The 24,509-nt window shown below is 58.1% G+C and carries 24 protein-coding genes and 1 tRNA gene; 11 read left to right on the top strand and 14 right to left on the bottom strand.

The annotated features are described in order from the left end of the window. Nucleotides 1–69: 69 nt before the first annotated feature. Both VGM18_12475 and VGM18_12470 read right to left on the bottom strand, forming a co-directional pair. Nucleotides 70–327: a glutaredoxin domain-containing protein gene (locus tag VGM18_12475; GenBank protein HEY3973813.1), complete on the bottom strand. Its 258-nt coding sequence runs from the start codon at nt 325–327 to the stop codon at nt 70–72. Nucleotides 328–487: 160 nt separating this feature from the next. Then, the gene (locus tag VGM18_12470; protein HEY3973812.1) at nt 488–862 is read right to left on the bottom strand and encodes a cupin domain-containing protein; all 375 of its coding nucleotides are present in this window, start codon (nt 860–862) and stop codon (nt 488–490) included. 238 nt (nt 863–1,100) lie between these two features. Here VGM18_12470 and VGM18_12465 point away from each other — a divergent pair, with 238 nt between their 5' ends. Continuing rightward, the gene (locus VGM18_12465; GenBank protein HEY3973811.1) at nt 1,101–2,252 is read left to right on the top strand and encodes a hypothetical protein; all 1,152 of its coding nucleotides are present in this window, start codon (nt 1,101–1,103) and stop codon (nt 2,250–2,252) included. A 264-nt stretch (nt 2,253–2,516) separates the two neighbouring features. Here VGM18_12465 and VGM18_12460 read toward each other — a convergent pair whose 3' ends face one another. After that, a complete protein-coding gene (locus VGM18_12460) occupies nt 2,517–3,503 on the bottom strand; it encodes a hypothetical protein (protein ID HEY3973810.1) in 987 nt (328 codons plus the stop codon). Nucleotides 3,504–3,691: 188 nt separating this feature from the next. Here VGM18_12460 and ligD point away from each other — a divergent pair, with 188 nt between their 5' ends. Continuing rightward, entirely contained in the window at nt 3,692–5,044 is a 1,353-nt protein-coding gene (gene ligD / locus VGM18_12455) for a non-homologous end-joining DNA ligase (GenBank protein HEY3973809.1), read from the top strand. A gap of 143 nt (nt 5,045–5,187) precedes the next feature. Here the strand turns inward: ligD and VGM18_12450 are convergent, their stop codons facing one another. The 4 genes from VGM18_12450 to VGM18_12435 form a co-directional block, all read right to left on the bottom strand. Then, a complete protein-coding gene (locus VGM18_12450; protein HEY3973808.1) occupies nt 5,188–6,270 on the bottom strand; it encodes an ATP-dependent DNA ligase in 1,083 nt (360 codons plus the stop codon). Between the two features lie 99 nt (nt 6,271–6,369). Continuing rightward, a complete protein-coding gene (locus VGM18_12445; GenBank protein ID HEY3973807.1) occupies nt 6,370–8,814 on the bottom strand; it encodes an ATP-dependent Clp protease ATP-binding subunit in 2,445 nt (814 codons plus the stop codon). Between the two features lie 351 nt (nt 8,815–9,165). Further along, nucleotides 9,166–9,879: an ABC transporter ATP-binding protein gene (locus VGM18_12440; GenBank protein HEY3973806.1), complete on the bottom strand. Its 714-nt coding sequence runs from the start codon at nt 9,877–9,879 to the stop codon at nt 9,166–9,168. Nucleotides 9,880–10,176: 297 nt separating this feature from the next. Next, a complete protein-coding gene (locus VGM18_12435) occupies nt 10,177–11,502 on the bottom strand; it encodes an FtsX-like permease family protein (GenBank protein ID HEY3973805.1) in 1,326 nt (441 codons plus the stop codon). A 371-nt stretch (nt 11,503–11,873) separates the two neighbouring features. On the opposite strand from VGM18_12435, the gene VGM18_12430 reads away from it, so the two are divergent. Continuing rightward, the gene (locus VGM18_12430; protein HEY3973804.1) at nt 11,874–12,950 is read left to right on the top strand and encodes a hypothetical protein; all 1,077 of its coding nucleotides are present in this window, start codon (nt 11,874–11,876) and stop codon (nt 12,948–12,950) included. Between the two features lie 45 nt (nt 12,951–12,995). Here the strand turns inward: VGM18_12430 and VGM18_12425 are convergent, their stop codons facing one another. After that, the gene (locus tag VGM18_12425; GenBank protein HEY3973803.1) at nt 12,996–13,586 is read right to left on the bottom strand and encodes an isoprenylcysteine carboxylmethyltransferase family protein; all 591 of its coding nucleotides are present in this window, start codon (nt 13,584–13,586) and stop codon (nt 12,996–12,998) included. Nucleotides 13,587–13,780: 194 nt separating this feature from the next. Here VGM18_12425 and rlmB point away from each other — a divergent pair, with 194 nt between their 5' ends. Further along, nucleotides 13,781–14,530 carry a 23S rRNA (guanosine(2251)-2'-O)-methyltransferase RlmB gene (rlmB, locus tag VGM18_12420; protein ID HEY3973802.1) on the top strand — a complete coding sequence of 250 codons (750 nt, stop codon included), beginning with the start codon at nt 13,781–13,783 and terminating at the stop codon, nt 14,528–14,530. A 59-nt stretch (nt 14,531–14,589) separates the two neighbouring features. Next, a complete protein-coding gene (locus tag VGM18_12415; protein ID HEY3973801.1) occupies nt 14,590–16,242 on the top strand; it encodes a hypothetical protein in 1,653 nt (550 codons plus the stop codon). A gap of 21 nt (nt 16,243–16,263) precedes the next feature. On the opposite strand, the gene VGM18_12410 is transcribed toward VGM18_12415, so the two are convergent. From VGM18_12410 to VGM18_12400, 3 genes are all read right to left on the bottom strand, one after another. Continuing rightward, complete coding sequence (locus VGM18_12410; protein HEY3973800.1) at nt 16,264–16,518, bottom strand: hypothetical protein; 255 nt, start codon at nt 16,516–16,518, stop codon at nt 16,264–16,266. Between the two features lie 151 nt (nt 16,519–16,669). After that, complete coding sequence (gene trpD, locus VGM18_12405) at nt 16,670–17,761, bottom strand: anthranilate phosphoribosyltransferase (protein ID HEY3973799.1); 1,092 nt, start codon at nt 17,759–17,761, stop codon at nt 16,670–16,672. Nucleotides 17,762–17,866: 105 nt separating this feature from the next. Continuing rightward, nucleotides 17,867–18,520 carry an MOSC domain-containing protein gene (locus VGM18_12400; protein ID HEY3973798.1) on the bottom strand — a complete coding sequence of 218 codons (654 nt, stop codon included), beginning with the start codon at nt 18,518–18,520 and terminating at the stop codon, nt 17,867–17,869. A 213-nt stretch (nt 18,521–18,733) separates the two neighbouring features. Here VGM18_12400 and sucC point away from each other — a divergent pair, with 213 nt between their 5' ends. From sucC to VGM18_12375, 5 genes are all read left to right on the top strand, one after another. Continuing rightward, nucleotides 18,734–19,930, top strand: coding sequence for an ADP-forming succinate--CoA ligase subunit beta (gene sucC, locus VGM18_12395; protein ID HEY3973797.1), 1,197 nt, complete (start codon nt 18,734–18,736; stop codon nt 19,928–19,930). 20 nt (nt 19,931–19,950) lie between these two features. After that, nucleotides 19,951–20,829 carry a succinate--CoA ligase subunit alpha gene (sucD, locus tag VGM18_12390; GenBank protein HEY3973796.1) on the top strand — a complete coding sequence of 293 codons (879 nt, stop codon included), beginning with the start codon at nt 19,951–19,953 and terminating at the stop codon, nt 20,827–20,829. A gap of 28 nt (nt 20,830–20,857) precedes the next feature. Then, the gene (locus tag VGM18_12385; protein ID HEY3973795.1) at nt 20,858–21,112 is read left to right on the top strand and encodes a hypothetical protein; all 255 of its coding nucleotides are present in this window, start codon (nt 20,858–20,860) and stop codon (nt 21,110–21,112) included. A gap of 44 nt (nt 21,113–21,156) precedes the next feature. Next, nucleotides 21,157–21,582 (top strand): nucleoside-diphosphate kinase, encoded by a 426-nt coding sequence (gene ndk, locus VGM18_12380; GenBank protein ID HEY3973794.1) that lies wholly within the window; start codon nt 21,157–21,159, stop codon nt 21,580–21,582. Nucleotides 21,583–21,658: 76 nt separating this feature from the next. Continuing rightward, nucleotides 21,659–21,850 carry a 2-hydroxymuconate tautomerase gene (locus VGM18_12375; protein HEY3973793.1) on the top strand — a complete coding sequence of 64 codons (192 nt, stop codon included), beginning with the start codon at nt 21,659–21,661 and terminating at the stop codon, nt 21,848–21,850. A 60-nt stretch (nt 21,851–21,910) separates the two neighbouring features. Here VGM18_12375 and VGM18_12370 read toward each other — a convergent pair whose 3' ends face one another. Continuing rightward, the gene (locus VGM18_12370) at nt 21,911–22,198 is read right to left on the bottom strand and encodes a putative quinol monooxygenase (protein ID HEY3973792.1); all 288 of its coding nucleotides are present in this window, start codon (nt 22,196–22,198) and stop codon (nt 21,911–21,913) included. Nucleotides 22,199–22,242: 44 nt separating this feature from the next. Beyond that, complete coding sequence (locus VGM18_12365) at nt 22,243–23,568, bottom strand: adenylosuccinate synthase (protein ID HEY3973791.1); 1,326 nt, start codon at nt 23,566–23,568, stop codon at nt 22,243–22,245. A 337-nt stretch (nt 23,569–23,905) separates the two neighbouring features. Between VGM18_12365 and VGM18_12360 the strand changes: the two genes are divergently transcribed. Further along, nucleotides 23,906–24,265, top strand: coding sequence for a (2Fe-2S) ferredoxin domain-containing protein (locus VGM18_12360; protein HEY3973790.1), 360 nt, complete (start codon nt 23,906–23,908; stop codon nt 24,263–24,265). Between the two features lie 69 nt (nt 24,266–24,334). Here the strand turns inward: VGM18_12360 and VGM18_12355 are convergent. Next, nucleotides 24,335–24,411, bottom strand: a tRNA-Arg gene (locus VGM18_12355). Nucleotides 24,412–24,509 lie beyond the last annotated feature (98 nt).

Here is a 24,509-nt window from a genome sequence, read left to right as displayed (position 1 = left end):
CAATGTACGGGTGAGTTTGTCGAGGCTTGACGCCGGCTTAACCACAGCCAGAGTCACTGTGGAATCGGTTTACGGGAGCACGATTCCAAGGCGCTTCGCCATTTTTTCGTAAAGGAAGCCGTGGCGGGGATCGTAGGGCTGGACCCATTCGCCGTCGATGACAAATTGAGGGATGGCGCGCTTGCCGGTGCGCTTGAGGATTTCTTCGATCGCTCCGGGCGTGGTCGGGACGTCGACTTCTTTGTACGGGATATTGTGCTTGGCGAGGAAGCGTTTGGCCTCGCGGCAGTCCGGGCACCAGGCAGAAGAATAGACGATGAGGTCCATGATGGTTTTATTCGATGCCCGATATTAGCAGAGACTTCAAAAGGGGGGCACCCTTCGACTCCGCGCGAACTCGACACGTGGGATGCGGCGAGAACACTTAGTTTCCCGATCGCGCGCTTTGCCCGCAAGCCCGGACGAATGCGTCCGGGGCTACGTAGTTCTAGACTCGCTCCAGTTCGGCGTGGGTGCGCTCGTTGACGACGTTGCCGGTGTTGAGCGTACCTGCGGGCTCGAACAGGATCAGCCAGCATTCCTCATCGGCTACGGGACGGTGCTCGGTGCCGCGCGGCACGACGATGAACTCCCCTTCTTCGATCCATTCATGGCGGTCGCCAAGTTCTTTGTCCCGGTAGTCCATTCGGAAACGGCCTTTGATCACCAGAAACATTTCGTCTTCATGCTCGTGGTGGTGAAAGACGAATTCGCCTTTCAGCTTGTCGAGTTTCACGTGCTGGCCGTTGAGTTCAGCGGCGATGTAGGGCTTCCAGTATTCGGAAATCTTGTCGAATTTTTCCGCGAGGTTAACTTTGTGCATGGATTCGGCTCCCGGGGTAGAAGGACAGCAAGAATTGTCTCGGATTAAAGGATAATTCACGGACGGGGGAAAATCATCATCGAGACGGTTCGTGCGGCTTCGGGGGCGTCCGGGGCTCCAATACGGCTTTGTCAGGCGTGTCTTAGGTAAATCAGTGGATTGGCTCCTGATGCAGTTCTCGGATATTGTCACTCGCAATCGGTGAACCCCGCATCGGTAAACCCGTAGGAGAATCGGAATGAAACGCGGTACCAATATGCTGCGGACGGCAATGGCCGTAGCCGCGATCGGAATGTTCAGCGCCACCCTGTGTGCCGCCGAACCTCATTACCTGATCACCAACAATGATTATTCTTCCGGCAATTCCTCCACTTCCTATTCCATCCTGGCCCAGGGCATATTAAAACAAATCGCGGTGGTTGGCACTGGCGGAAACGGCAACAACGGACTGGGCGCCGTGGCCACGAAACGCGTCAGCATCCTAAGTAAGGGGGCTGAGAATTGCGCCTTCATCTCCGATGCGGGCAGCAATGATGTAGCTGCGATCGCAATCGCCACTCTCATTCTCAGCGGAACCTTCCCGGCTTCCAGCACCGATAGCGGCGCCTCGGCCGGCGTAGGAATCGTAAATAACGGCAGCTACCTTTATGCCAATTTCACCAGTTCCGAGACTCTGGCGACGTACAAGATCTTATCCGGCTGCAAACTCACGTTCATCGGCGACACGCCCGCAGCTGGATTGAAGGGCGGCCCCATCGTCGATATGTGGGCCCACGGAAATATTTTAGTCGCAAGTTTTCAGGACGGATCCATTGGGTCCTTTAACATCACCAGCGGGACGCCGGTTGCGAACGGCGACCTGCAACTCTCGACCGGAAACATTCAGGACGGCAGCTCTCCCGAGGGCGTCGATATCACCGCAGATGGGCACTATGCGATCTTCGGCGGCACCGTGATTCCGGAACTGGTGGAAGTTTCCGACATCTCTTCCGGAAAACTGACGCCGACCGTCGTCTATTCGGACATCGGGGCCGGAAGTGGGTCGGAGGCCATCTGGATAAGTCCCGACGAGACATTGCTCTATACGAGCAGCTTTAGCTCCAATCAGGTTACGGCGGCGCACTTCGACAAGACCACGGGAGTAGTGTCGAGTGGCTGCATTTCCGGTACTTTGAGAGGATTCGAGTTCGAAGCCGGCCTGGCTACGGCGAGCAACTCCGGAACCGGCGGAGCGCTGTACGTGGCAGAGCCTGACAGCGACATCGGCATCGTGAACGTAACCGAAAATGGCGGCAGTTGCACGCTGACGGAGTCTCCGAAGTCGCCGGTGCACGACAATAATACGATTACGGTGGATTCAATCGGAGTGTTTCCGCCGCGAGCGTTCTGAATAGCTTGGTTGAGCGTTCTCAGCAGGGCGCGATCTGAAAAGGTCGCGCCCTTTTCTCCGCCGCTGCTTTCCACAGTCTGATCCCAAAATAAATCCCAAACGTGCGACGAATGACCTTGAATGAGACTCAATTCCGGTGAACAGATCGACAAAAGAAAGCCGCCAGCTTGCGCCAGCGGCCGCTTAGGTTAGAGCCAAGGAGTAAGAGCCAAGAGCTAGAAGCTAGAAGCTAGAAGCTAGAAGCTAGAAGCTAGAAGCTAGAAGCTAGAAGCCCTGCGACTCCTGCGCGATCTTTCCTCCGTGGAGAGTTACCCGCACTCCGCGCTGGGCGTTGAGACGGGTGGTGGTTTGCCAGTCGACGTCGTCGGTACTGATGACGCCGGTGCCTCCGCCGAGCAGGGAATAGCTGATGCGGCTGTCCTGGTAGCCGTATCCGCTGACCGCCAGCATGGCGCCGGTATTCAGGACGAAGACGGGCATGCCGGGGGCGCTGGTCAGATCGGTGGGCAGAGCGGTGCGCGTCACGTAACTCGCGTAAGAAGCCTGCGGAGCGGCGGCTGCGGAGCTGAGTTGGACGGAGGCGGACGCACGGACCGTAAGCTGCGGCCGGAAATTATTCGACTGGGCATTGTCATAGGACTGGTTCTGCGGTCGTCCGAAGAAATGCCAGCTGGGGCCATAGGTCTGCGCCACCTGTGGAATTTCAACATCGTCCATGAGGCGCAGGCTGAGTTGGGTCTCGCCTTTCAGCTTCGGTCGCGGGCCACGGGCGGGCAGCATAATCACTTTCCATGGCCATAGCGGCGGAATCATCCATTCGACCACGTCGCGCACGGGATGGCCTTTACCGTCGATCTTGCCTTGTTTATCGACTTTGTAGCCGCGAGTGGCGATGACCTTGGCCTCAAGCGGCAGGTCGCCGGTGGGCAGGCCGATGCGGTCGAACTGGAGTTTCAAATATCCCTTGCCCCAGAAGTGGCCGGGATCTTTGGCGGCTTCGAGATGGCCGACAAGATAACTTCCGCGCGGGAAAGCCTGCTGACCGAATTCGGTCTGGGCTCGGAGATGGCAAAGAACGGGGTCCCCGACGTCGACTGTGGCCGAGGAGAAGTTGGGTTCGTTCAAGGTACATTGCAAAAGAGTACCGGCGGGCAGGACGACTTCCCGTGCGCTGGCACCCAGGCTGAGAGAGAGAACGATCAGGCCTAGCAGGCTTACAGCTAGGGCCGAGTGGACCAGACGAGAACACATAAGAATCACCTCGGTCGCACGCCCCAATTGTGGCGGGTCCTGGCGCGGAACCCGCACTTTGATTCGCGCATCTTGTCACAGTTGAGGGCCGGGGGTCAATCGGAGTTTTGGTCGGGCGGGCTACGGAGGGGTTGGATCCGGACCGGGCCGATCGAGTGTTACACCTGTCATTAGTGTAGCCTTGATTGGTGGCGAAAGAAGAAGCTGCCGAAACGCTGACCATCGAGGGACGCGAGGTCCGGGTGACGCATCCGGAGAAGCTGTATTTTTCGCGGCAGACGAAGCTCTCGAAACTCGATCTCATTCATTATTATCTGGCGGTTGCGCCCGGTGCGCTCGGCGGAATTCAAGATCGTCCAATCGTTCTCAAACGCTTCGTCAACGGCGCCGAGGGTGAGGCGTTTTATCAGAAGCGAGCGCCCGCCGAGCGGCCCGAGTGGCTGCGAACCGTAACTTTGTCATTTCCTTCGGGCCGAACGGCGGAAGAACTGGTAATCGACGACACGGCCGGTCTGGCTTGGATCGTCAACCTGGGCTGCATCGAGTTGCATCCGCACCCGGTGCGTTCAGGCGATCTCGACCATCCCGACGAATTGCGCATCGATCTCGATCCCGGACCCGGCGTGAGCTGGGCCGACGTTCGCAGCGTGGCGATGGAGGTGAACGCTCTGCTCGAGGAGATGGGCCTGCAGGGCTGGCCCAAGACCAGCGGTTCGCGCGGGATGCACGTGAATGTGCGGATTCAGCCGCGGTGGACTTTCAGCGAGATTCGCCGTGCGGCGCTGGCGGTCTCGCGGGCCATTGAGAGACGGGTGCCGGCGCTGGCCAGTTCGAAGTGGTGGAAGGAAGAGCGCCACGGCGTATTCCTTGACTACAACCAGAATGCGAAAGATCGCACCACCTGCTCCGCTTATTCTGTGCGTCCTTTGCCGGACGCGCGAGTTTCTACGCCGCTGGATTGGAGCGAAGTTCCGAAGTGCGATCCGGCAGATTTTACGGTGCTCACCGTTCCGAAACGATTTGCGGAGTTGGGCGATCCGCACGCGGGCATGGATGGCTCGGCTGGTTCGCTGGCAAGGTTACTGGAACTCGCGGCGCAAGATGAGGCTGCGGGGCTGGGGGATGCGCCGTGGCCTCCGCACTTTCGCAAGATGGATGGCGAAGCGCCGCGGGTTGCGCCGTCGCGGGCCAAATCCTCGCGATCGTCATCTTCCCGGTCGTCGTCTTCGCAGCCAAAGGCTAACGCGAAAAAGCCGCGAACGAAGATGCCACTGATTGTCGTTGCGAATTCTCCTGATAAAGAGGCCGCGGTGGCAGGTTTGGAGCGGTGGAGAAGCAGGCACTCAGATGTGGCCAAACTTCTCGCGGTGGACGACGTGCTCATTGACTCCATGCGGGGCCGATCATCAACGTGGACTCGCATCCGCGTGAACCTGCGCCATGTGCCCGAAGCGCTGCGGCCCGCGCAGGAGACGCCCGATCCAGATGATGATCCGACGCGGGAATGGCGGGCGAGGCGTGGTTCGCGAAAAGGGGCGTGAGCGGGATTCGGTCGCGGGGCTGATGCTGATGCGTTGGCTGACGCGACAGGCCGGTTAAGCGGGAGATCCTTCGCTTCGCCTGAAGAACGGCTACGCTCAGGATGACATCGCTACCTTAGAAGCTCACAACTGCGAACGGAAACTCAGCGGCCGCTGGCGAAAATCTCCATCAATTCCTGGGGCGGAACAACTTCGAGTTGCGCATAGGTGCAGGCGCTGGGCGGCTTGTCCGGGCGCCATCTGCGAAACTGGGCGGTGTGACGGAAGCGCGTTCCCTGCATGTGCTCGTAGGCGACTTCAACGACGAGTTCGGGTCGCAGCGGTTCCCAGGATAAATCCTTGCCCTGGCTCCAGCGGCTTTGGCCTCCGGGCATGCGATGTCCGGCTTCGGCCTCTCCTGCCTCAGCCCAGAGCTTCCAGGGATGATTGTCGAGAGCGTGCTTGCGATAGGGAGCGAGGAATTCCACCAGTTGCCTCCGCTTCTCGAGCGTGAAGCTGGCACAAACGCCGACATGTTGCAGCGCTCCGGAATCGTCGAAGAGGCCCAACAGCAGCGAGCCGACCAGGGTGCCCTCGCCCTTCTTGTGCCAGCGAAAACCGGCGACAACGCAGTCGCAATCACGCTCGTGTTTGATCTTCAGCATCAGGCGCTTGTCGGGTTCGTAGGCGCCGGCGACCGACTTGGCCATCACGCCATCGAGCCCGGCGCCTTCGAAACGCTGGAACCAGTCTCTGGCTACGCGCGATTCGCGGGTTGCCGGCGTGAGATGAAGCGGCGGCTTGGCGGATGAGAGCAACGCTTCCAATTCCTGCCGGCGGCTTTGAAAGGGAACACTGCGCAAATCGCGATCGCCAATGCAGAGCAGGTCGAAGAACACGACAGACGCGGGAATCTCTTGCGACAAAAGTTTTACGCGCGATGCTGCCGGATGAATGCGAAGCTGTAACGCCTCGAAGTCGAGGCCGTCGTTGGTGGCAATTACAATTTCGCCATCGAGCACGCAGCGCGTCGGTAGTTGCGCCTGTAGCGGCGGAATCAACTCCGGGAAATATCGGTTGAGAGATTTTTCATCGCGGCTCTGGATCAGAATCTCGTCGCCGTCACGGAAGATCAGGGTGCGGAAGCCGTCCCACTTCGGTTCGAATATCCAATCGCCGGACTCGGGCAAGTCGTCGATGCGCTTGGAGAGCATGGGCAGGATCGGCGGGTTGACGGGGAGATTCATGGGTCCATGCTATACCGTGGGAAATGTTCGCCGCGAGTGGAGCCACAAAACAAAAGCCGTCAGCAGTTGAGCTGACGGCTTATGTTTCTTAATGCGATTCTACTTTTCGTACAGCAGCACGCCTTCGGTTTTCTCCGAGTCGACGGGGCGGTAGAAGAGTTTGTTGTCTTCCAGGAAGACCTCGATGAACGCGGGGCGCGTCGTGATGGTGCCTTGAATCAGCGCCTCCGACAGCGGGTCTTCGATGTACTTTTGCAACGCGCGGCGCAACGGACGCGCGCCGTAGCTGCGGTCTGTCAAGGTCTGGTTGAGGATCCACTTCTTGGCATCGTCCGCAACCGTGACCGTGATGGATTTCTGCGCCAAGTTCGTGTTCAGTTGGGTGACCATGAGTTCGAGAATCTGGATGAGATCGTTCTCGCCCAGGGCCAGGAACAGAATGATTTCGTCCAAACGGTTCAGGAACTCGGGGTTAAAGGTGCGCTTGACTTCGCCCTTCACCAGTTCTTCAACTTTGTCGGAGATCATGTCTTCTTTCGAAGACTGGAAGCCGAGCCCCTCGCGCTTCTGCAAGTGCCGCGCGCCGATGTTCGAGGTCATGATCAGAATCGTGTTCTTGAAGTCGACGGTGTTGCCCAGGCCGTCGGTCAACTGGCCGTCTTCAAAAACTTGCAACAGGATGTTGAATACGTCCGGGTGCGCTTTTTCGATTTCGTCGAGCAGGACGACGGAGTACGGCGCGCGCTTCACGCGTTCGGTGAGCTGCCCGCCTTCTTCGTAGCCGACGTAGCCGGGAGGCGAGCCGATGAGCTTCGAGACCGAATGCTTCTCCATGAATTCAGACATGTCAAAGCGGACCAGAGCCTTTTCGGTGCCGAACATGAATTGCGCCAGCGTGCGGGCGACTTCGGTTTTGCCGACGCCGGTGGGCCCAAGGAACAGGAACGAGCCGATGGGGCGGTTCGGGTTCTTGAGTCCGGCGCGCGAACGGCGAATGGCGCGAGCCAGGGCGCTGATCGACTTGTCCTGAGAGATGATGCGCTTGTGCAGCTCTTCTTCGATGCGGAGAAGTTTCTGGGTTTCTTCTTCCTTGATCGAAGTGATGGGAACGCCGGTCCAGCGCGAGACTACATCTTCGATGTCTTCGCGGTTAACGACGCCCGTGGACGACTCGTCGAGATGATACTTTTCGCGGAGGGCGCGCAAGTTCTCGCGCTCTTTGCGTTCTTCATCAGAGTAGAAACGGGCCTTCTCAAATTCGTGGTTCGCGATGGCGTTCTCCATGCGATGAACGATGAATTTGATGCGCTTCTGCACTTCGGTCAGCTCTTCGGGCAGTGAAGTCTGGCGCAGCTTGACGCGGGCTCCTGCTTCGTCGACCAGATCGATGGCCTTGTCGGGCAGAAAGCGATCCGGAATGTAGCGGTTCGAGTGCGAGACGGCGAAGTTGATGGCTTCGTCGGTGTAGGTGACGGCATGGAATTTCTCGTAGCGATCTTTTATTCCGAACAGAATCTTTATTGCATCGGTCTCGTTCGGGGGTGGGACTTTTACGGCCTGGAAGCGGCGTTCGAGGGAACGGTCTTTTTCGATCGACTTGCGATATTCTCCGGGCGTGGTCGCGCCGATGCACTGGATTTCTCCGCGAGAGAGCGCGGGCTTCAGAATGTTGGCGGCGTCGAGCGAACCTTCGGCCGATCCGGCGCCGACCAGAGTGTGCAATTCATCGATGAAGATGATGGAGTTCTGATTCTCCATCAACTCCTTCATGATGGTCTTGAGGCGCTCTTCGAACTGGCCGCGGTATTTGGTGCCGGCGACGATGAGTGAAAGATCAAGAGCAAGAATGCGCTTGTCGGCGAGGAACGATGGAACTTCACCGTCAGCGATGCGCTGGGCCAGCCCTTCGACGATTGCGGTTTTGCCGACGCCGGGCTCGCCAATCAGCACGGGATTGTTCTTGGTGCGGCGGCAGAGAATCTGGATTACGCGGTCGACTTCGCCGTCACGGCCGACGAGCGGATCGAGCTGGCTGTCCATAGCGGCCTGAGTGAGGTCGCGGGAAAATTCCGCAAGTAGCGAACTTTCGCGCTGACGCTGCGGCTGGGCTTTTTCCTGCGTGCTGCGGGCCAGTTCTTCGCGGATGGTGGAGAGGCGCAGGCCACGCTCGTGCAGAATCTCGGCGGCGAAGCACTTTTCTTCCCGCAATAAACCCAATAGCAGATGCTCGGTACCAATATGGCGATGCGAAAGGCGCTCGGCTTCTTCGGCAGCGTAGGCGAGAACGCGCTTGCATTCATTGCTCAGCGGCAGATCGACCGAGGTCGAAACCTTCTCGCGGATCGTGGTGTGTCCCTCGATCTGCTTGCGGATGGACTCGACCGAGGCATGGGAGCGCAGAAAACGATTGGTCAGGGCCTTGTCTTCGCGCAGGAGTCCGAGAAGCAGATGCTCAGTCTCAATATAAGGAGACCCGAACTGACTGGCTTCGTAGCGTGCGAAAAAGATGACGCGCCTGGCTTTCTCCGTATAGCGTTCAAACATAATGCCCCTTCCCCTGACCTTCCTGGCCGAGAAAAACCGTGCTTGCCCGACCTGCCGAACCTAAATCCTGCAAAACCTAAATCCCGCTCACCTTATATTCTATTCCTAGTATGCAATCAAAGGGCCTCAAAACCAAGAACGGAAACCGCGCCGCAACCCTTTGATCACGTTACCGAAGGAACTCATGTTTAGATCTTTGCGCTGAAGTTCGTTTTGACCATTTTTATGCACTTTCTCTGACTAATCTTGCGTTTCGAAATCAATTTCGGCGCTCTCTCCACGGCACTTCCGTGCCGGGCTTTCACATGCCGCCGCTTCGCGGCTCGAATCTTGCGATTACACTCCAAATCCTCAAGCCGGTAACGACTCCGGCGAAATCTCTTCCATCTGGCCGCGCTGCAAGCGCAACACGCGCTGGCAGCGGCGCGCGAACGACAGATTATGTGTAGCGATGAGGGAGGTGAGTTGGTGGTCGCGATGTAGGCGCGCAATCAAACTGAAAACCGCTTCGGCTGTCTGCCCGTCCAAGTCGCCCGTTGGCTCATCGGCCAGCAAGAGCTTGGGACCGGTGATGAGCGCGCGGGCCAAAGCGACGCGCTGCTGCTCTCCACCGGAAAGCTCGCCTGAGCGATGATGCGCGCGCTGCTCCAGTCCGACCTCGCGCAGCCAGCGTAAAGCTTCTGGCTCGACCTGCTGCCAACTCCGCCCGCGAAGCAGCAGCGGCATGGCAACGTTTTCTGCCGCCGTGAATTCCGGCAGCAGATAGTGGAACTGCCATACGAAGCCGGTTTCCCGATTACGGAAGTCGGCGGCTTCGTCGTGCGATAAAGTATTCAATCGCAAGTGGGCGCAGTATACGTCACCTTCGGAAGCGCGATCAAGAGCGCTCAAGATGTGCAACAAGGTACTCTTGCCGGCTCCGGATTCGCCCACAATAGCTAGCATTTCGCCGCGTTTCACCTCAAACGACAAATTTTCAAAGAGCACCAGGTCCGCCTCACCGGACCGGAAAACCTTTTTCAGGCCTTCCACCCTAAGCATCGAGTCTTGGTCCGTTAGATGCATGATGTGCCTGTTCCGTTCCAAGGGCTAGAGCGTGGCGGATTTGATCCTACGGTCGCGGCAGTATTCGCGGCCGTAGAGATTAGTGCTGGGTGGATGCAAATCGTTTCGAGGGGGACGAATTCCAAAATCCATACGGATGGACCTTTACAACGAGGCAGGGGTACGGTCAGGTGATGAGGAACACGGGAGATTTCACGCGAAGCAAGACCCCAGGGGCCAAAGTCCGCATTTTTTATTGCGTTTAACGGTACGGCTGAAGCCGTGCCCTTCCACAATCCGCCACCGGCGCAGCATAGTCTATTCATAGCGCAAAGCCTCGGCCGGAAGGATGCGCGAGGCGGACCACGAGGGGTAGAGCGTCGCAACAAACGAGATCAGCAGAGCGAACGCCGCTACCTTCACTCCCTGGAGCGCTTGCGGTGCGAAGGGCAGGTAGTCGATGGAGTAGACCTCGGGCGATAAACGGATGACATGGTAATGGCCGCCGATGTAGGCGAGGATGTAGCCGACGACCAAGCCGATGGCGGTGCCGATGATGCCGATCAACATGCCTTGTGCGATGAAGAGATTGCGTACCTGCGTTCGGCGCGCTCCCATGGAGATTAGCACCGCGATATCTTTGGTCTTCTCCATAACCATCATCACGAGAGAGATGAGGATGTTGAGGCCGGCCACGAAGACGATCAATCCGATGGTGATGAAGGTGAGAAGCTGCTCCTGCTTCAGGGCCTGAAAGAGCGGCTTGTTCTGTTCCTGCCAGTTGGTGGCCATGAAGCCTTTGCCGGCGGCGTCTTCGATTTCGCGAGAGATGGCAGCGGCCTGGTAGATGTCGTCGACTTTGAATTCGATGACGGAAATCTCGTCGCCCAGGCCGAACAGTTTCTGCGAATCGGCGAGGCGGACGAAGGCCCAACTGGAATCGTAGTCGAAGAAGCCGGAGTCAAAGATCCCGACCACGTGAAAGCGATTGTACTTGGGAACCATGCCGAAGGGAGTGAGTTCGCCCTGAGGGCTGGTGACCAGCACAACCGAACCGACCGTCGCGCCAAGGTGATCGGCGATGTCCTTGCCGAGAACGATAGGAGGCATTGCTGCGACGCGTTGCTGCACGCCTGCAAGAGAGTCGGGCGATTGCGAAGTTGCGGATTGTGGAAGGGCGGACGCCCCGTCCGCCCTCGCCGAAGGCGATTCGATCTGTTCCTCTAGCGGCACTGCGGAACCTTCTTTAACCGAGTTCAACAGATCGCTGACGCGGCGCTCGTAGCGCGGGATCATCCCTTTGAGTACGGCTCCGCGGGAGCGCGGACCGCGCGAGATCAGAACTTGTTCGAAAATGGCAGGGGCCGCGGCGAGGACGTGCGGTTGTTTGGAGAGGCGATCCATGAGCGCCGGCCAGTTCTGGATGCCGTCATCGGCAATGCGCTGAAGACTGATGTGCGAGGTGGAGCCGAGCAGGCGCTGCTGGAGATCCTGGCGAAATCCGTTGGTGATGGCCATCGCGACCACGAGAGAAGCAACGCCGGCTGCGACGCCTGCGATGGAGATGCCGGTGATGATGCCGATGAACGCCTGGCGTCGTTTTGCGCGCAGATAGCGGGTCGCGATGAAGAGTTCGAAGCGCATGAAAAAAAGCTATCAGCTGTCAGCTATCAGCTTTCAGCCAAACTGGGATTATAGCGGGAGGGGCTGGTGTGGGGCGGGCACTCCCTTCGACAAGCTCAGGGCAGGCTGTGCCCGCTGCTTTTATGGCTTTGCGCAGGATTTCGCTCACGATCGAAAACCAAACTATAGTCAAAATCAAAGTCAACACCAAAACTAAAGCCAAAACAACGGTGGCGGGCAGAGCCTGCCCTGAGCTTGTCGAAGGGAGTGCCCGCGCCACGCTTGCTGCAACACATCTTTTGTAACCTCTTAGTAAGCGTGCAACCTCGGCTGGTAAGTCAGCAACTTAATGCCGCCACCTCTGCTAAACCTAATCTCAGGAGTTACCCTCGATGTGTGCACGATTCCTTCCCTTTCCTCTGCTGCTTAGTGCAATGATGGCGCTCGCAGCAGTCCCCGCCCAATGCCAGAACTATCAGAACAACCTCACCAAGACAGGACAGTACATTGCAACGCAGCAGCTTTCCGATGGAGCAATTCTTTATAGCGCCACGGAGATCGACCCGTACTTCGCTAACTTCGCGGCCATTGGTTGGCTCAAGGACAGTTCGACCAACCGCATTTCAGCGGTCGAAGCCTGGATGAACTGGTACCTCGCCCACGTGAATTGGCCCGACTATAACGGTGTTTATGGAACTGTCTACAACTACAGCGTGTCCAATGGCGTGGAGACCTCGACCAACAGCTACGACTCGGCGGACTCCTACGCCGCGACGTTCCTGAGTCTGGCCGAAGCTTTGTGGAACACCGGGGACTCAGGCGCTCAGTCCTTTATTAAGAACACGGTTGGCGAATACATTCTGAATGTCACGGGCAACATCGTCACCAATCTTCAGCAAAGTAACGGCCTGGTTTATGCCAAGCCGGATTATCAAATTGAATACTTAATGGATAACTCGGAGGATTATCGAGGAATATCTGATTTTGCTACGCTGGCGACGCAGGCCTGGAATGATACTTCCACCACTTCGTGGTATCAGGCCCATGCTTCCAGCATTTTGTCGGGTATTCAGTCAGTGCTCTATAACTCTTCCACTAAGTTGTACCTTCCGTACGCGGGCTCGCCAGCTCCGAATATGAGCACCTTTTATCCAGATGCGGTAGCGCAGTTGTGGCCGGGGCTCGAGAAAGTGGTTACGGGAAGTCAGGCGAATACGAGCTATTCGAAATTCGATGCCGCGTGGCCAGGCTGGCCCTCGTTGTCGTTCACGACGCAAAATAATCCGTTCCCGTGGTGCGCCATTTCATACGCGGCTTATCTGGCCAACGACAAGACGAATGTGAACAACTACATTGTCACCATTCAGAACAAGTACGTGAATGTAAACCCCGATTTTCCCTGGCCGTTTTATCCAGGCGAAGGCGGTTGGTTCATGCTTACGAATGCGGCCATGGGAGGACTGAAATAGCCGCAAGGAGTCGGACGTGGAGCGTGGGCGAAAAAGCCCGCGCTCTCACGGACGCGGCAGAATCGCGGGCACTGACGCTCGATATCGTTTCCACGCTTCCCCAAAGCGCTTCTCCAGTTCGGCATCTTCCATGCGAATCATGACTGCGCCGGTGACGATGGCTAAGGCGGTGAGGAGCCAGCAGACGGCGAGGCCCGTTCCGATGCTCCAGGCCAGCATCTCGCAGAGATGGCCGAGATAGATGGGGTGGCGAACTCGGGAGCGGATGCCGGTGGTGATGAGGCGCTGAGCATGGTTTTCGGCGCGAACTTCTCCAGGGCGAATCTCGGGGAGGCCTCCGAGTTGGGCCCAACTGAAGTGGGCGCCGGCGCGCTTGTAAATGGAGATTCCGGCGGCGAAAAAGAGTACAGCAGGAAACCAACTCCACCAAGTCGAATATATCGTCACAGCGCGCCACGGGGCGGTAACCGCACCTACCGCGATCCACATCACCATCCAGGCGGGCAACAGTAGGCGGAACGGCGAACGATGGCTTTGCCGCCAGCGCTCGACTCGGGGATGGATCATCAGCCAGAACGCAGGGATGGTCGAGTAGACGACGCAGCAGAGCCATCCCAGGGTGCGGAGCAAGTACATGAGAGAATTTTACAAAATCACATAGCCGAACCGAACTTGTGCGGGAGCGTGGAGCTGTAAACGGCCCCGGACGAATGCGTCCGGGGCTGCCTTTCAGCGAAGAGCTGGAGTCCGGTGAAAACCGTTGCGTGACTGGCTCACTGAAACTACATCGCAACCGCATTGGCGTGCCAGTTTCGATACACTGAATGCTCATGCACTACATTTATGGCATCAACTCTGTGACCGAGGCCCTGAAGGCGCGCGGACGGGCGTTTGAGTGGGTTGGGATGGCCAAGGAGCGGCACGACATCCGCTTGCAACGTCTGATTGAAGATTGCCGGCGGTTGAGCGTGCCGGTGCGTTTTCTTCAGCGTACGGAACTTGACCAGATGGCCGGCAACGCGGCGCATCAGGGCGTGGTCGCCGTCACATCCGCCAAACAATATAACGATCTTGAAGACGTCATTGCCGCCAAGCGCGCGGAATATTCGCTGGTGGTGGTGCTCGATGGCGTGGAGGATCCGCACAATCTCGGTGCGATCCTGCGCACGGCGGACGCCGCCGGCGCCAACGGCATTGTGATTCCCGAACGTCGGGCCGCGAGCGTGACCGGGACAGTCACTAAGGTTTCGGCGGGAGCGAGCGAGCACATGCCGATCGCGAAAGTCACGAACATCGCGCGCTCGATCGAAGAACTGAAAGAGCACAATGTGTGGACGGTCGGGCTGGACGAACGTTCCAAACAAACCTACGACGCGCTCGACTACAACATGGACTGCGCGCTGGTGCTGGGCGGCGAGGGCAAGGGGCTGCACGATCTGGTGAAGCGCAAGTGCGATTTCCTGGTTTCGATTCCCATGCTGGGTAAAGTGCCGTCCCTGAATGTTTCGGTCGCTGCCGGCGTTGTGCTGTATGAGATCGTGCGGCAGCGGCGGGCGAAGCAAGCATCTAATCCCGAATGAAGTTCTGCGAAATAAGGTCGCGCGTTGTACGATTCGGATTATTGTGCCTGCTTTGTTCTTTGGCGCCAGGCGCACTTGCCCTCGACCGCGAGGCCTTCAGCATCTCCAATTACGATCTGAACGTCCGGATCGAGCCGGAACAGCATCGCCTCGGAGTGCGCGGCAAAGTCATTCTGCGCAACGACTCGCAGAGTGCGCAGAAGATTGCCGTGCTGCAGATTTCGTCGTCGCTCGATTGGCGCTCGGTAAAAGTGAGCGACCAGGCGGTGCAGTTCGTCACGCAGACTTACACTTCCGACATCGATCATACCGGCTCGCTCTCCGAAGCCATCGTGACGCTGCCGCAACCGGTTGCTCCCCAGGGAACCGTCGAACTGGAGATCGCGTACGAAGGCGTCATCCTGCTCGATGCGACTCGACTGACGCGCATCGGCACGCCCGAGGAGGCGGCAAACAGCACCGACTGGGACCAGATTGATGAAAAATTCTCAGCCGTGCGCGGAGTGGGGTACGTGGCGTGGTATCCGATTGCGACCGAAGTCGCGAATCTTTCCGAAGGCAACAGCTTGTTTGAAGTTGTGAATCGATGGAAAACGCGAGAAGCCGGATCGAAGATGCATTTGCATTTTGAGCGGTCAGGGATTTTTGTTCCAGCTTGCGGATCGCATGACATGGACGCAGGAGTCACTCATGCACAGGAGACAGTCTGCACGTTCGACCGGCTCGGCGCAGTTGTTCCGAGCTTCGTGATAGCGGATTACGAAATTACCCGTCGGCCAAATATCGACGTTCACTACCTGCGAGGCCACGACTCGTCGGCCGTCAATTATGCCGACGAAGCCGAAAAGATCTCTCCCTTGATCGCGGAATGGTTTGGAACGATTCGCGAAAAAGCTCAAACCGCAGACCTTCCCGATCCTAACGCCGCACCCTTTGAGAGCGGCTCCTTTTTGCTGACGCCATTTGGAAACAGCGATTCAAAACTGGCAGGCCTGGCCGCGGCCCATCAACTTACGCACGCCGCATTCTTTTCATTCCGTCCCTGGATCGAAGAAGGCCTGGCCCACTTCGCGCAGGCGCTCTATCTGGAACGCGAGAAGGGACGCGCCGCGGCAATTGAATACATGGGATTGCATCGCTTTGCGCTGGGGCAACTCGAGCAGTCGACGGCCGCTCCGCGATCGGAAGATGAAGTGAAGCGCTCGCTGGTGAATACTATCAGCGAGGAACTTTATCGCAGCAAGGCGATGTTTGTCTGGTGGATGCTGCGCGACATAGTCGGCGACGCGGCGCTGAAAAAGGCGCTGGCCGCTTACCGTCCCGAGCAGGATAAAGAGCCTTCCTATATGCAACGGCTGATTGCCGCGCATACTCCGCGCGATCTGGAGTGGTTCTTCGATGACTGGGTCTATCGCGACCGCGGCCTGCCGGACTTTAAAGTGGACTCAGTCTTCCCGCACAAGACGATGACCGGCTTGTTCATAGTGACCGTCACCATCGACAATTCGGGAACCGCCGGGGCGGAAGTTCCCGTTATCGTCAAATTTGCCGGTGGGGAGATCATGCGGCGACTCGTGGTGCAAGCCAAGAACAAGGCGGTGATTCGGGTGGAGGTTGCGGCCGCTCCCCAGGAAGTCGTGGTCAACGACGGCAGCGTGCCGGAGAGCGACGTGACCAATAACGTGTTCAAAGTTGAATCGGTTGAAAAGTAATTCTTGACCGCAGAGGCACGGTTAGTGCGCGCGATAATGGGAGACCACCAATCCGATACGCAAGTTACCCAATAAAAGTGCCAGTTCAGCAGGAAATGTGTCACTCTGGACAGGAACGTCTCGGTTCTCCACCGGAAAATCGAGCACAATCCGTTGCAGTTCCGGAAAGCCGACGAGCCGGTCAAGTTCATAGGTGTTATCCAACAGGAACTGGATCGCATTCCGAATTTGCCCTGGCAGATCCGAAAACTCTTTTGCGCTCACCTCGACATTCATCCCAGACTCCTCTTCCAACCGCTGGGTCCGATTTGAGGATGGGAAACGAACGGACCCGCGGTGATAGACGATCAAAGGCCTAAGAGTGGAGTCTTTCAGGAAAGAATCCACATCGAAATTCGCTCCGCTCGCCCGAAGAACGCACGACATGTCAACTCCTCGCCGAGTGGGTAAAATTTATCAGTTTTTCCAGCTTTTCTGCGGCGGCGCCGGAATCGATGGATTTCGCTGCGAGCGGAATGGTCTCGGCAATATGATTGCCCTTTCCCGCGGCGACCAGGGCCGCGGCTGCGTTCAGGAGGACAACATCCCGCCGCGCCGACTCTTCCCCAGCCAGGATCGCGCGAATGATCGCGGCATTCTCGGTGGCATCGCCTCCGGCAATATCACTCAGGCTGGCGCGCGGCAGGCCGAACTCTTCGGGCTCCACTTCATAGGTTCGGACTGCTCCGTCGCGAGCCTCAGCGATGCGCGTCATGCCGGTGATCGTGATTTCGTCGAGTCCGTCGAGTCCGTGCACCACGAGCGCGCGGCGCAGGCCCAGCAAGCTCAACGCTTCGGCCAACTTCTCGACTAGAGCCAGCGAATAAACTCCCACTACCTGCCCCGAGGCTCGCGCTGGATTGGTCAACGGGCCAAGCAGGTTGAACATCGTTCGCATGCGCAGCTCGCGGCGAACGCCCTGCACTTGCTTCATCGCAGGATGCAGATTCGGCGCGTACAGAAAGCAGATGCCGATTTCGCGCAGGCATTCTGCGGCGCGTTCAGGCGAAAGCTGAATGTTCACGCCCAGGGCTTCGACCACGTCGGCGGAGCCGCATTTCGAGCTGATGCTGCGATTGCCGTGCTTGGCGACGCGTACGCCGGCTCCGGCGGTGACGAGCGCCGTGGCGGTGGAAATGTTGAAGGTGCCGCTGGCATCGCCGCCGGTGCCGCTGGTGTCGACGAGAGATTCGTCTTCGAGAGATTCGGCGAGAGCATCGCGACCGGTGCCGGTTACGGCGAGCTCACTCGGTCCGCTGTTGCGCTCAATCGGCAAAGGTGAGGCTGCTGCGCGGATGGCTTCGGCAAAGCCTACGATCTCTTCGACCGACTCGCCTTTCATGCGCAGAGCGGTGAGCAGGGCGGCGATTTGAGCGTCAGTGCATTGGCCGGCCAGCACTTCCGCCATTACCTCGCGAGCCCCGGCCCGGCCGAGCGATTCGGCGTTGTGCGCGATGCGATGAAGAGCGTCGAGGATCATGCGGTAACGCCGAATTGTACGGCATGACTGCGGTTCCCGCGATGTCTTCGAACAGACGATGAGGGCTACCGACCTGCGCTACTCACGATTTCCGATTCGTGATCGCTATTTCGAGATCGCCGGGCGATCGACTCGTGCCGCGAAATATTCGCGCCAGTCTTGCGGCAGGGCCGGAGTTTGAATCGCTTTGCGAAGCAGATCGTGATTGTATTTTTCGTGCACGAACAGCCGGTTCATTTCTGCGATCGTGATTCCATCCGGATTGCGCTCGATCAACTCGAAGGTGTCCCCGGCTGCGACTGTGCCTTCCTGCTCGACAGAGAAGTAGAAACCGCTGCGGCCGCTGCGCAGAAACCGCCCGATCATGTCGTCGCGCTGAAACTTGGCGGCGAGCTTGTAGCAAGGCATTCGCGGCTGTCGGACCATTAGGGTTGCGGAACCGAGCCGCAGGCGATCGCCTACGTGAAGGTCGTCTTCTTTCAAACCTGTAGTCGTGAAATTCTCTCCAAACATTCCCGCCGGCATATCCAGGCCCGGAAATTCCTGTTGCCAATATGGGTAGTGCTCAGCAGGATAACCGTAGACCGCCTTATTCGGCCCTCCATGAACACTGAGGTCGGCCTGGCGGTCGCCGTCGAGATTCAACGTGCGCAACTCCAGCGGACCCGACACCGGCTTCTTCGCAATAGCCGTGTTAATGGTTTGTTCTTTGAAAACCATTAGCTGCGGACGCGCCACGTTCAAGGACACAAGCTTCACGCGAAAACCTCTTGACCCTCAACCGGGTGCGGCCGGTTAAGGCGGTTACTTGGATGTGTTGTTACGGAGAAAGTCGCACCCCGAAAGTGGAGCACTGCGTTTGCCCTAATTCCCCGGCGTTCTATAGAATTGCAGGTTTGCTGCCGTAGCGCGTCGCCGCAAGCAGGGGTCCTTTCCGATTTCTAACTAACGAGCTTCATACTGAGCTTCATTATGAAAATCCACGAGTATCAGGGAAAAGCAATTCTCAGGAAGTATGGAGTCAGCGTGCCCCGGGGTTCGATGGCGGCAACCCGCGACGAGGCCGAAGCCGTGGCCCGCGAACTGTTCGGCGAAGGTTCGACCGGAGTTGTGGTCAAAGCGCAGATTCATGCCGGCGGGCGGGGCAAAGGCGGCGGCGTAAAAATCGCCAAGTCGGTGAACGAGGCGGGTGAACTCGCCGAAAAGATGCTTGGCATGAAGCTGGTGACGCACCAGACCGGGCCAGAGGGCCGCATCGTGCGCCGACTGTTAATCGAAGAGACTTTGCCGATCGAGAAGGAATTGTATCTGGGCATTCTGGTCGACCGCGCCGAGGGCAAGCCGGTATTTATGGCGTCGGCGGCGGGAGGGATGGAGATCGAGCAGGTCGCGGCGGAAAATCCGGATGCGATTCTGAAGCAGCACATTGATCCCGGCATGGGCCTCGAGGCGTTTCAGGCGCGCAAGATCGCATTCCAACTTGGATTGAGTGCGAAGCAGATCAATCCTGCGGTGCAGTTCCTGACTAGTCTTTACAAGGCGTTTCTCGATACGGACGCCTCACTGCTCGAGATCAATCCTTTCATCACCACGACCGACGGGCGACTGTTTGCGCTCGATGCGAAACTCACCTTCGACGACAACGCTTTGTTCCGCCATGCCGACCTGCGCGAACTGCGCGACATTACGGAAGAAGATCCGCTGGAAGTCGAGGCCTCGAAGTACAGCCTGAACTACATTAAGCTCGATGGCAGCGTGGGCTGCATGGTCAACGGCGCCGGCCTGGCGATGGCGACCATGGACATCATCAAATACGCGGGCGGCATGCCGGCGAATTTTCTCGACGTCGGTGGCGGCGCGAATTCCGAACAGGTGGCGCATGCCTTCGAGATTCTGCTCAGCGACAAGAACGTGAAGGCGGTGCTGATCAATATTTTCGGCGGCATCCTGCGGGTGGATACGCTGGCCAGGGGCGTGGTCGAGGCGGCGCGCAAGACCAACATGAAACTGCCGATCGTGTTGCGACTGGAAGGCACGAATGTGGTCGAGGGCAAGAAGATTCTGATGGAGTCGGGACTGAACTTTGTGGTCAGCGAGACGATGAAAGACGCGGCCGACAAAGTGGTAGCTGCGGCTCGAGGCACGGCTGGCGTCTCGGAATGGCGGTAGAAGCGTAGCGAGGATTATTTATGGCAATTCTGGTCGATAAGAATACGCGGGTCATCGTGCAGGGACTCACCGGGCGCGAAGGAACGTTTCATGCCAAGACGAGTGCCGCCTACGGCACCCAAATCGTAGGCGGAGTGACCCCCGGCAAGGGCGGGACCACGCACGAGGGCTGGCCGATTTTCAATACGGTTCAAGAGGCCGCCGACAAGACAGGCGCCAACGCCACGGTGATTTTTGTGCCGCCGCCGTTCGCCGCCGACGCCATCATGGAGGCGGCCGATGCCGAAATCGATTTGATCGTCTGCATCACCGAAGGCATCCCGACGCTGGACATGGTGAAGGCGTGGGAATTCTTGCAGGATCGGAAGTCGCGGCTGATCGGGCCTAACTGTCCGGGAATTATTTCGCCGGGGAAATGCAAAATCGGGATCATGCCGGCTTCGATTCATAAAGAAGGCTCAATCGGAATCGTCTCGCGCTCGGGCACGCTGACGTATGAGGCCGTGCATCAGCTTACCCAGCGCGGCATCGGACAGTCCACCGCGATTGGGATCGGCGGCGATCCGATTATCGGAACGAATTTTATCGATGCCCTCGACTTGTTCAACCGCGATCCTGAGACCGAAGCCGTGATCATGATCGGCGAAATTGGCGGCAACGCCGAGGAAAGCGCCGCCGAATTTGTGAAGGCGAAAATGAAGAAGCCGGTGGTCGGATTTATCGCCGGACAGACGGCGCCTCCGGGACGGCGCATGGGACATGCCGGAGCGATCATCTCCGGCGGCAAAGGCACAGCCGCGGAGAAGATGAAAGCGCTGGAAGACTGTGGCATCCGCGTGGCGAAGTCGCCGGCGGCGATTGGTGAGGCGCTAGCAGCCGCGATCGGAGCCCCTGTCTAGTCCGAGGGTGCGTTCGCAGATCCCCTTTATGTCTGCTCAGCCTCCGAGATACCGATCGGGCGAAGAGATTAAGAAAGGCGACCATGTGCGTTTCCATGGAAATGCGGCGGAGATTGAGCTTGTGGCCTGGGATCCGAATGACGTCGACCCGGAAATTGTTTGGTACATCAGGGAAGATGGGGGTGGGATTGGCATTCTCGACCCTCTAGTATCTGGCAGGACTTTCATTCCGAGCGACCAGATCGGAGAGTACGAAGACCTGGAATTTGTTTCGCGCGCCTGATCCTCGATTACAGACAATATCATTCAAGGACCAACGACCGACTTATGAAAACTCTGCAACGCACTTTCACTATCGTTAAACCCGACGCCGTACGCAAGCATGCGGTCGGCGACATTATTGAGCAGTTTGAGAAAAATGGCTTCCGCATCCTCGCCATGAAGATGCTGGAAATTTCCAAGCATCAGGCCGAGCAGTTTTATGCCGTGCATGCCAGCCGGCCCTTCTTCGGCACGCTGACCGATTTCATGTCGAGCGGACCGATCGTTGTGCTTGCTCTGGAAAAAGAAAATGCTATTGCCGATCTGCGCAAACTGATGGGCGCGACCAACCCGGCCCAGGCCGAGGAAGGCACCATCCGCAAGAAGTGGGCGACCAACATTGAGCACAACGCGATTCACGGATCGGACGGCGAAGATACAGCGCGGTTTGAACTGAGCTTTTTCTTTGCGGGATACGAATTGACCCAGTAGCGCCGCCGTCTCGGCGGCTGTCGCGAGGGCATCTTGCCCTCGCTGCCGAGCCCAGAGTGAATTTGTGGAGTTTCTTATGCCGATGGTTCAAGTAACAATGCTGCAAGGCCGAACCGCCGATCAGAAGCGTAAGATCGCGAAGCGCATCACCGACGCTCTGGTGGAAGAAGCGGGCGCGCGCCGCGAGGGGATTATCGTGGCGTTCAACGAAGTTTCAAAAGAGAGTTACGCAAGCGGCGGGGAACTGATGATTGATAAAGCGAAATAGGCGTTCGAGTCGGCTTGCCTCGCGGGCAGCCAACGCAGGCGGGAGCGCCCGCGCCCACAATCATCCCAACGGCTCATACAAATGCCCTTCCACGCGATCGCCAACCTTGGGCAGGTCTTTCTTCGCATACTGTAGGAAATGCGGCGTGGTGCGATGGGCTTCGAGCGCGGCGTCATCTTTATATTGCTCGTACACGAAGTAGCGGCGCGGTTCGGTCTTGTGCCGGTGCGCCTGGAACATGAGGACTCCCGGTTCCTTGCGGGATTGTTCGGTCAGCTTCTCAAAGATCGCGGCAACTTCGGCCTCGTGCCCAACCTTCGCCATCCACGTAACAGCCAACACCACCATCGTTTCGCTCCTTCCCCGCTCGCGGGTCAGCTGGGGAGCACATTCTAGGCTTTCTTTGCGGCGGTCTTCAACTCCGTAACGAACTCATCCAGCAAAATCGTATGGCCGCGATCGGGACCGGTGGAGATCATGCCGACCTTCGCTCCCGCTTCCTTCTCGACGAATGCCAGATATTCCCGCGCTGCCTTGGGCAACGTTTCATAGTCGGTGATGCCTTCGGTTGCAGTCTGCCAACCCGGCAGCTTCCGGTAAACGCATTCGATTTTCTCGTAGCCGCTGGCCTGCGCGGGAATTTCGGCAGTGGGTTTGCCATCGATTTTGTAACCGATGCACACCGGAATCTCCGCGAGGTGATCGAGGACGTCAAGCTTGGTCACGACCAGCCATGAGGTGCCGTTGATCATGCCCGAATAGCGCAGAAGTGGCAGGTCGAGCCATCCCGTACGTCGCGGGCGTCCAGTCACCGCGCCATATTCGTTACCGCGCTTGCGCAGTTCATTCCCGGCGTCGCTGCTGTCCTCAGTGGGGAACGGTCCCTCGCCCACGCGAGTGCAATAGGCTTTTGTGATGCCGATCACGGAATTGATGGCGTTGGGCGCAACGCCCGTGCCAATCACCGCGCCGCCGGAAGTCGCGCTCGAAGATGTGACAAAAGGATAAGTTCCGTGATCGATGTCGAGCATGGTGCCCTGCGCGCCTTCAAAAAGAATCGATTCGCCGCTATTCAGCGCCTGGTTCAACAGGACTGCGGTGTCGCAAACAAAAGGTGCGATCTTCTCGGCTGCCTGCGCGTATTCGGTGTACATCTTGTCGGCATCGAGCGGTTCGGTGTTGAAGAGCGCGTGCGCGATCATATTTTTCTCGCGCACCGCAGCTTCGATGTGTTTTTTCAGCAATTGGAAGTCGAGCAGATCGGCGACGCGCAGTCCGCGGCGACCCATTTTGTCTTCGTAGGCGGGGCCGATGCCGCGCGAAGTGGTGCCAATTTTGACGCGTCCTGGCGCATTCTCCGCCGCCAGTTCGATCATGCGGTGGTAGGGCAAAATCACGTGAGCGCGGTTGGAAACGAAAAGATGGCCATCGATTGCCACACCGGCCTCCCGCAGCGCGCCCGCCTCTTTCAGGAACGCCAAGGGATCGAGCACGACGCCATTGCCGATTACGCTGCGACAGCCGGGCCGGAGCACGCCGCACGGCACGAGCTGAAGAATGAACTTCTTGCCATTGATGATGACGGTGTGGCCGGCATTGTGTCCCCCGGCATAGCGGGCGACGACGGAGAAGTTCTCCGACAATACGTCGACAATCTTCCCTTTGCCCTCATCGCCCCATTGGGCGCCTACGATCACGGCAGTCTTGCCTTTTTTCAATTCCAGCTCCGTCAGCGAGATTTCAAGCGCAGGGATACCTGCGCTGCGCCCGGGGTCGCACACTCCTTGCCCGCGGGGAATGCTGCACCAAAAATTCTAGGGATAAGAGCGGAGAAGATGTGTACGGATTATCTTATCGTGTTGAGATGGAGAATAGCAACGCGGCGGCGTACGCTTGGGGAAGAACTTCGCTTCTCAGGTAAGATGACAGTCAGAGTCTGCTTCGTCGGGGAGATGTTTCATGGAAAAAGTATTTCACTTTGACGCCCTGCGCGAAAAATTCCATTGCGACACGGCTATCCCGCCATCGCAACCGCCTGTGCCTTCTCGATAACCCATGGCAAAGTTCGAAAAACACATCTTCGTTTGCGGAAACCAGCGTCCCGCGGGCCATCCCCGCGGTTGCTGCGATCCCACCGCCGAGGCCAGGCTTCAGAAGGTCTTCAAACAAAAGCTGGCTGAACGCGGTCTGAAGGGCAAAGTGCGTGCGAACCAGTCCGGCTGCCTCGATCAGTGCGAGCACGGCCCCAACATCGTCGTTTACCCAGACGCTGTCTGGTATGGACACGTCACCGAAGCCGACGTCGAAGAAATTATCGATTCGCACATTCTCGGCGGCAAGCCGGTCGAGCGGCTGCGCCTGGCCGATTCGTGCCTGAATACTGCCACGTGCGAACACCGCGGGCCGAAGGTTTAGAACACGCGGCGATCAAAGAGTCGACTAAGCCTGGCGATCGCCCGGCGGATTCGTCAGGTATGAAAAATATGGTAGGCCCGGCAGGATTCGAACCTGCAACCGCCGGATTAGAAATCCGATGCTCTATCCGTTTGAGCTACGGGCCCTCTTTTCTGAAACATAGCACATATTGAAAGTCCCACGCATCGAAGGGCCAGTCAGCGGAGCTACGCTTCCCAATTTTAGATTCGACTCGCGGCCGTCA

The organism is Candidatus Sulfotelmatobacter sp. (genome assembly GCA_036500765.1).
Taxonomy (GTDB): Bacteria; Acidobacteriota; Terriglobia; order Terriglobales; family Acidobacteriaceae; genus Sulfotelmatobacter.
This window is presented reverse-complemented; position numbering and strand designations above follow the sequence as displayed.

Coding starts and splice junctions, on each gene's coding strand:
- VGM18_12360 (HEY3973790.1), top strand. CDS start 23,906: ATGGCAAAGTTCGAAAAACACATCTTCGTTTGCGGAAACCAGCGTCCC.
- rlmB (HEY3973802.1), top strand. CDS start 13,781: ATGCACTACATTTATGGCATCAACTCTGTGACCGAGGCCCTGAAGGCG.
- VGM18_12470 (HEY3973812.1), bottom strand. CDS start 862: ATGCACAAAGTTAACCTCGCGGAAAAATTCGACAAGATTTCCGAATAC.
- VGM18_12375 (HEY3973793.1), top strand. CDS start 21,659: ATGCCGATGGTTCAAGTAACAATGCTGCAAGGCCGAACCGCCGATCAG.
- trpD (HEY3973799.1), bottom strand. CDS start 17,761: ATGATCCTCGACGCTCTTCATCGCATCGCGCACAACGCCGAATCGCTC.
- VGM18_12460 (HEY3973810.1), bottom strand. CDS start 3,503: ATGTGTTCTCGTCTGGTCCACTCGGCCCTAGCTGTAAGCCTGCTAGGC.
- VGM18_12385 (HEY3973795.1), top strand. CDS start 20,858: ATGTCTGCTCAGCCTCCGAGATACCGATCGGGCGAAGAGATTAAGAAA.
- VGM18_12425 (HEY3973803.1), bottom strand. CDS start 13,586: ATGTACTTGCTCCGCACCCTGGGATGGCTCTGCTGCGTCGTCTACTCG.
- VGM18_12445 (HEY3973807.1), bottom strand. CDS start 8,814: ATGTTTGAACGCTATACGGAGAAAGCCAGGCGCGTCATCTTTTTCGCA.
- VGM18_12450 (HEY3973808.1), bottom strand. CDS start 6,270: ATGAATCTCCCCGTCAACCCGCCGATCCTGCCCATGCTCTCCAAGCGC.
- VGM18_12410 (HEY3973800.1), bottom strand. CDS start 16,518: ATGAATGTCGAGGTGAGCGCAAAAGAGTTTTCGGATCTGCCAGGGCAA.
- VGM18_12475 (HEY3973813.1), bottom strand. CDS start 327: ATGGACCTCATCGTCTATTCTTCTGCCTGGTGCCCGGACTGCCGCGAG.
- VGM18_12440 (HEY3973806.1), bottom strand. CDS start 9,879: ATGCATCTAACGGACCAAGACTCGATGCTTAGGGTGGAAGGCCTGAAA.
- VGM18_12430 (HEY3973804.1), top strand. CDS start 11,874: ATGTGTGCACGATTCCTTCCCTTTCCTCTGCTGCTTAGTGCAATGATG.
- VGM18_12370 (HEY3973792.1), bottom strand. CDS start 22,198: ATGGTGGTGTTGGCTGTTACGTGGATGGCGAAGGTTGGGCACGAGGCC.
- sucC (HEY3973797.1), top strand. CDS start 18,734: ATGAAAATCCACGAGTATCAGGGAAAAGCAATTCTCAGGAAGTATGGA.
- VGM18_12435 (HEY3973805.1), bottom strand. CDS start 11,502: ATGCGCTTCGAACTCTTCATCGCGACCCGCTATCTGCGCGCAAAACGA.
- VGM18_12465 (HEY3973811.1), top strand. CDS start 1,101: ATGAAACGCGGTACCAATATGCTGCGGACGGCAATGGCCGTAGCCGCG.
- sucD (HEY3973796.1), top strand. CDS start 19,951: ATGGCAATTCTGGTCGATAAGAATACGCGGGTCATCGTGCAGGGACTC.
- ndk (HEY3973794.1), top strand. CDS start 21,157: ATGAAAACTCTGCAACGCACTTTCACTATCGTTAAACCCGACGCCGTA.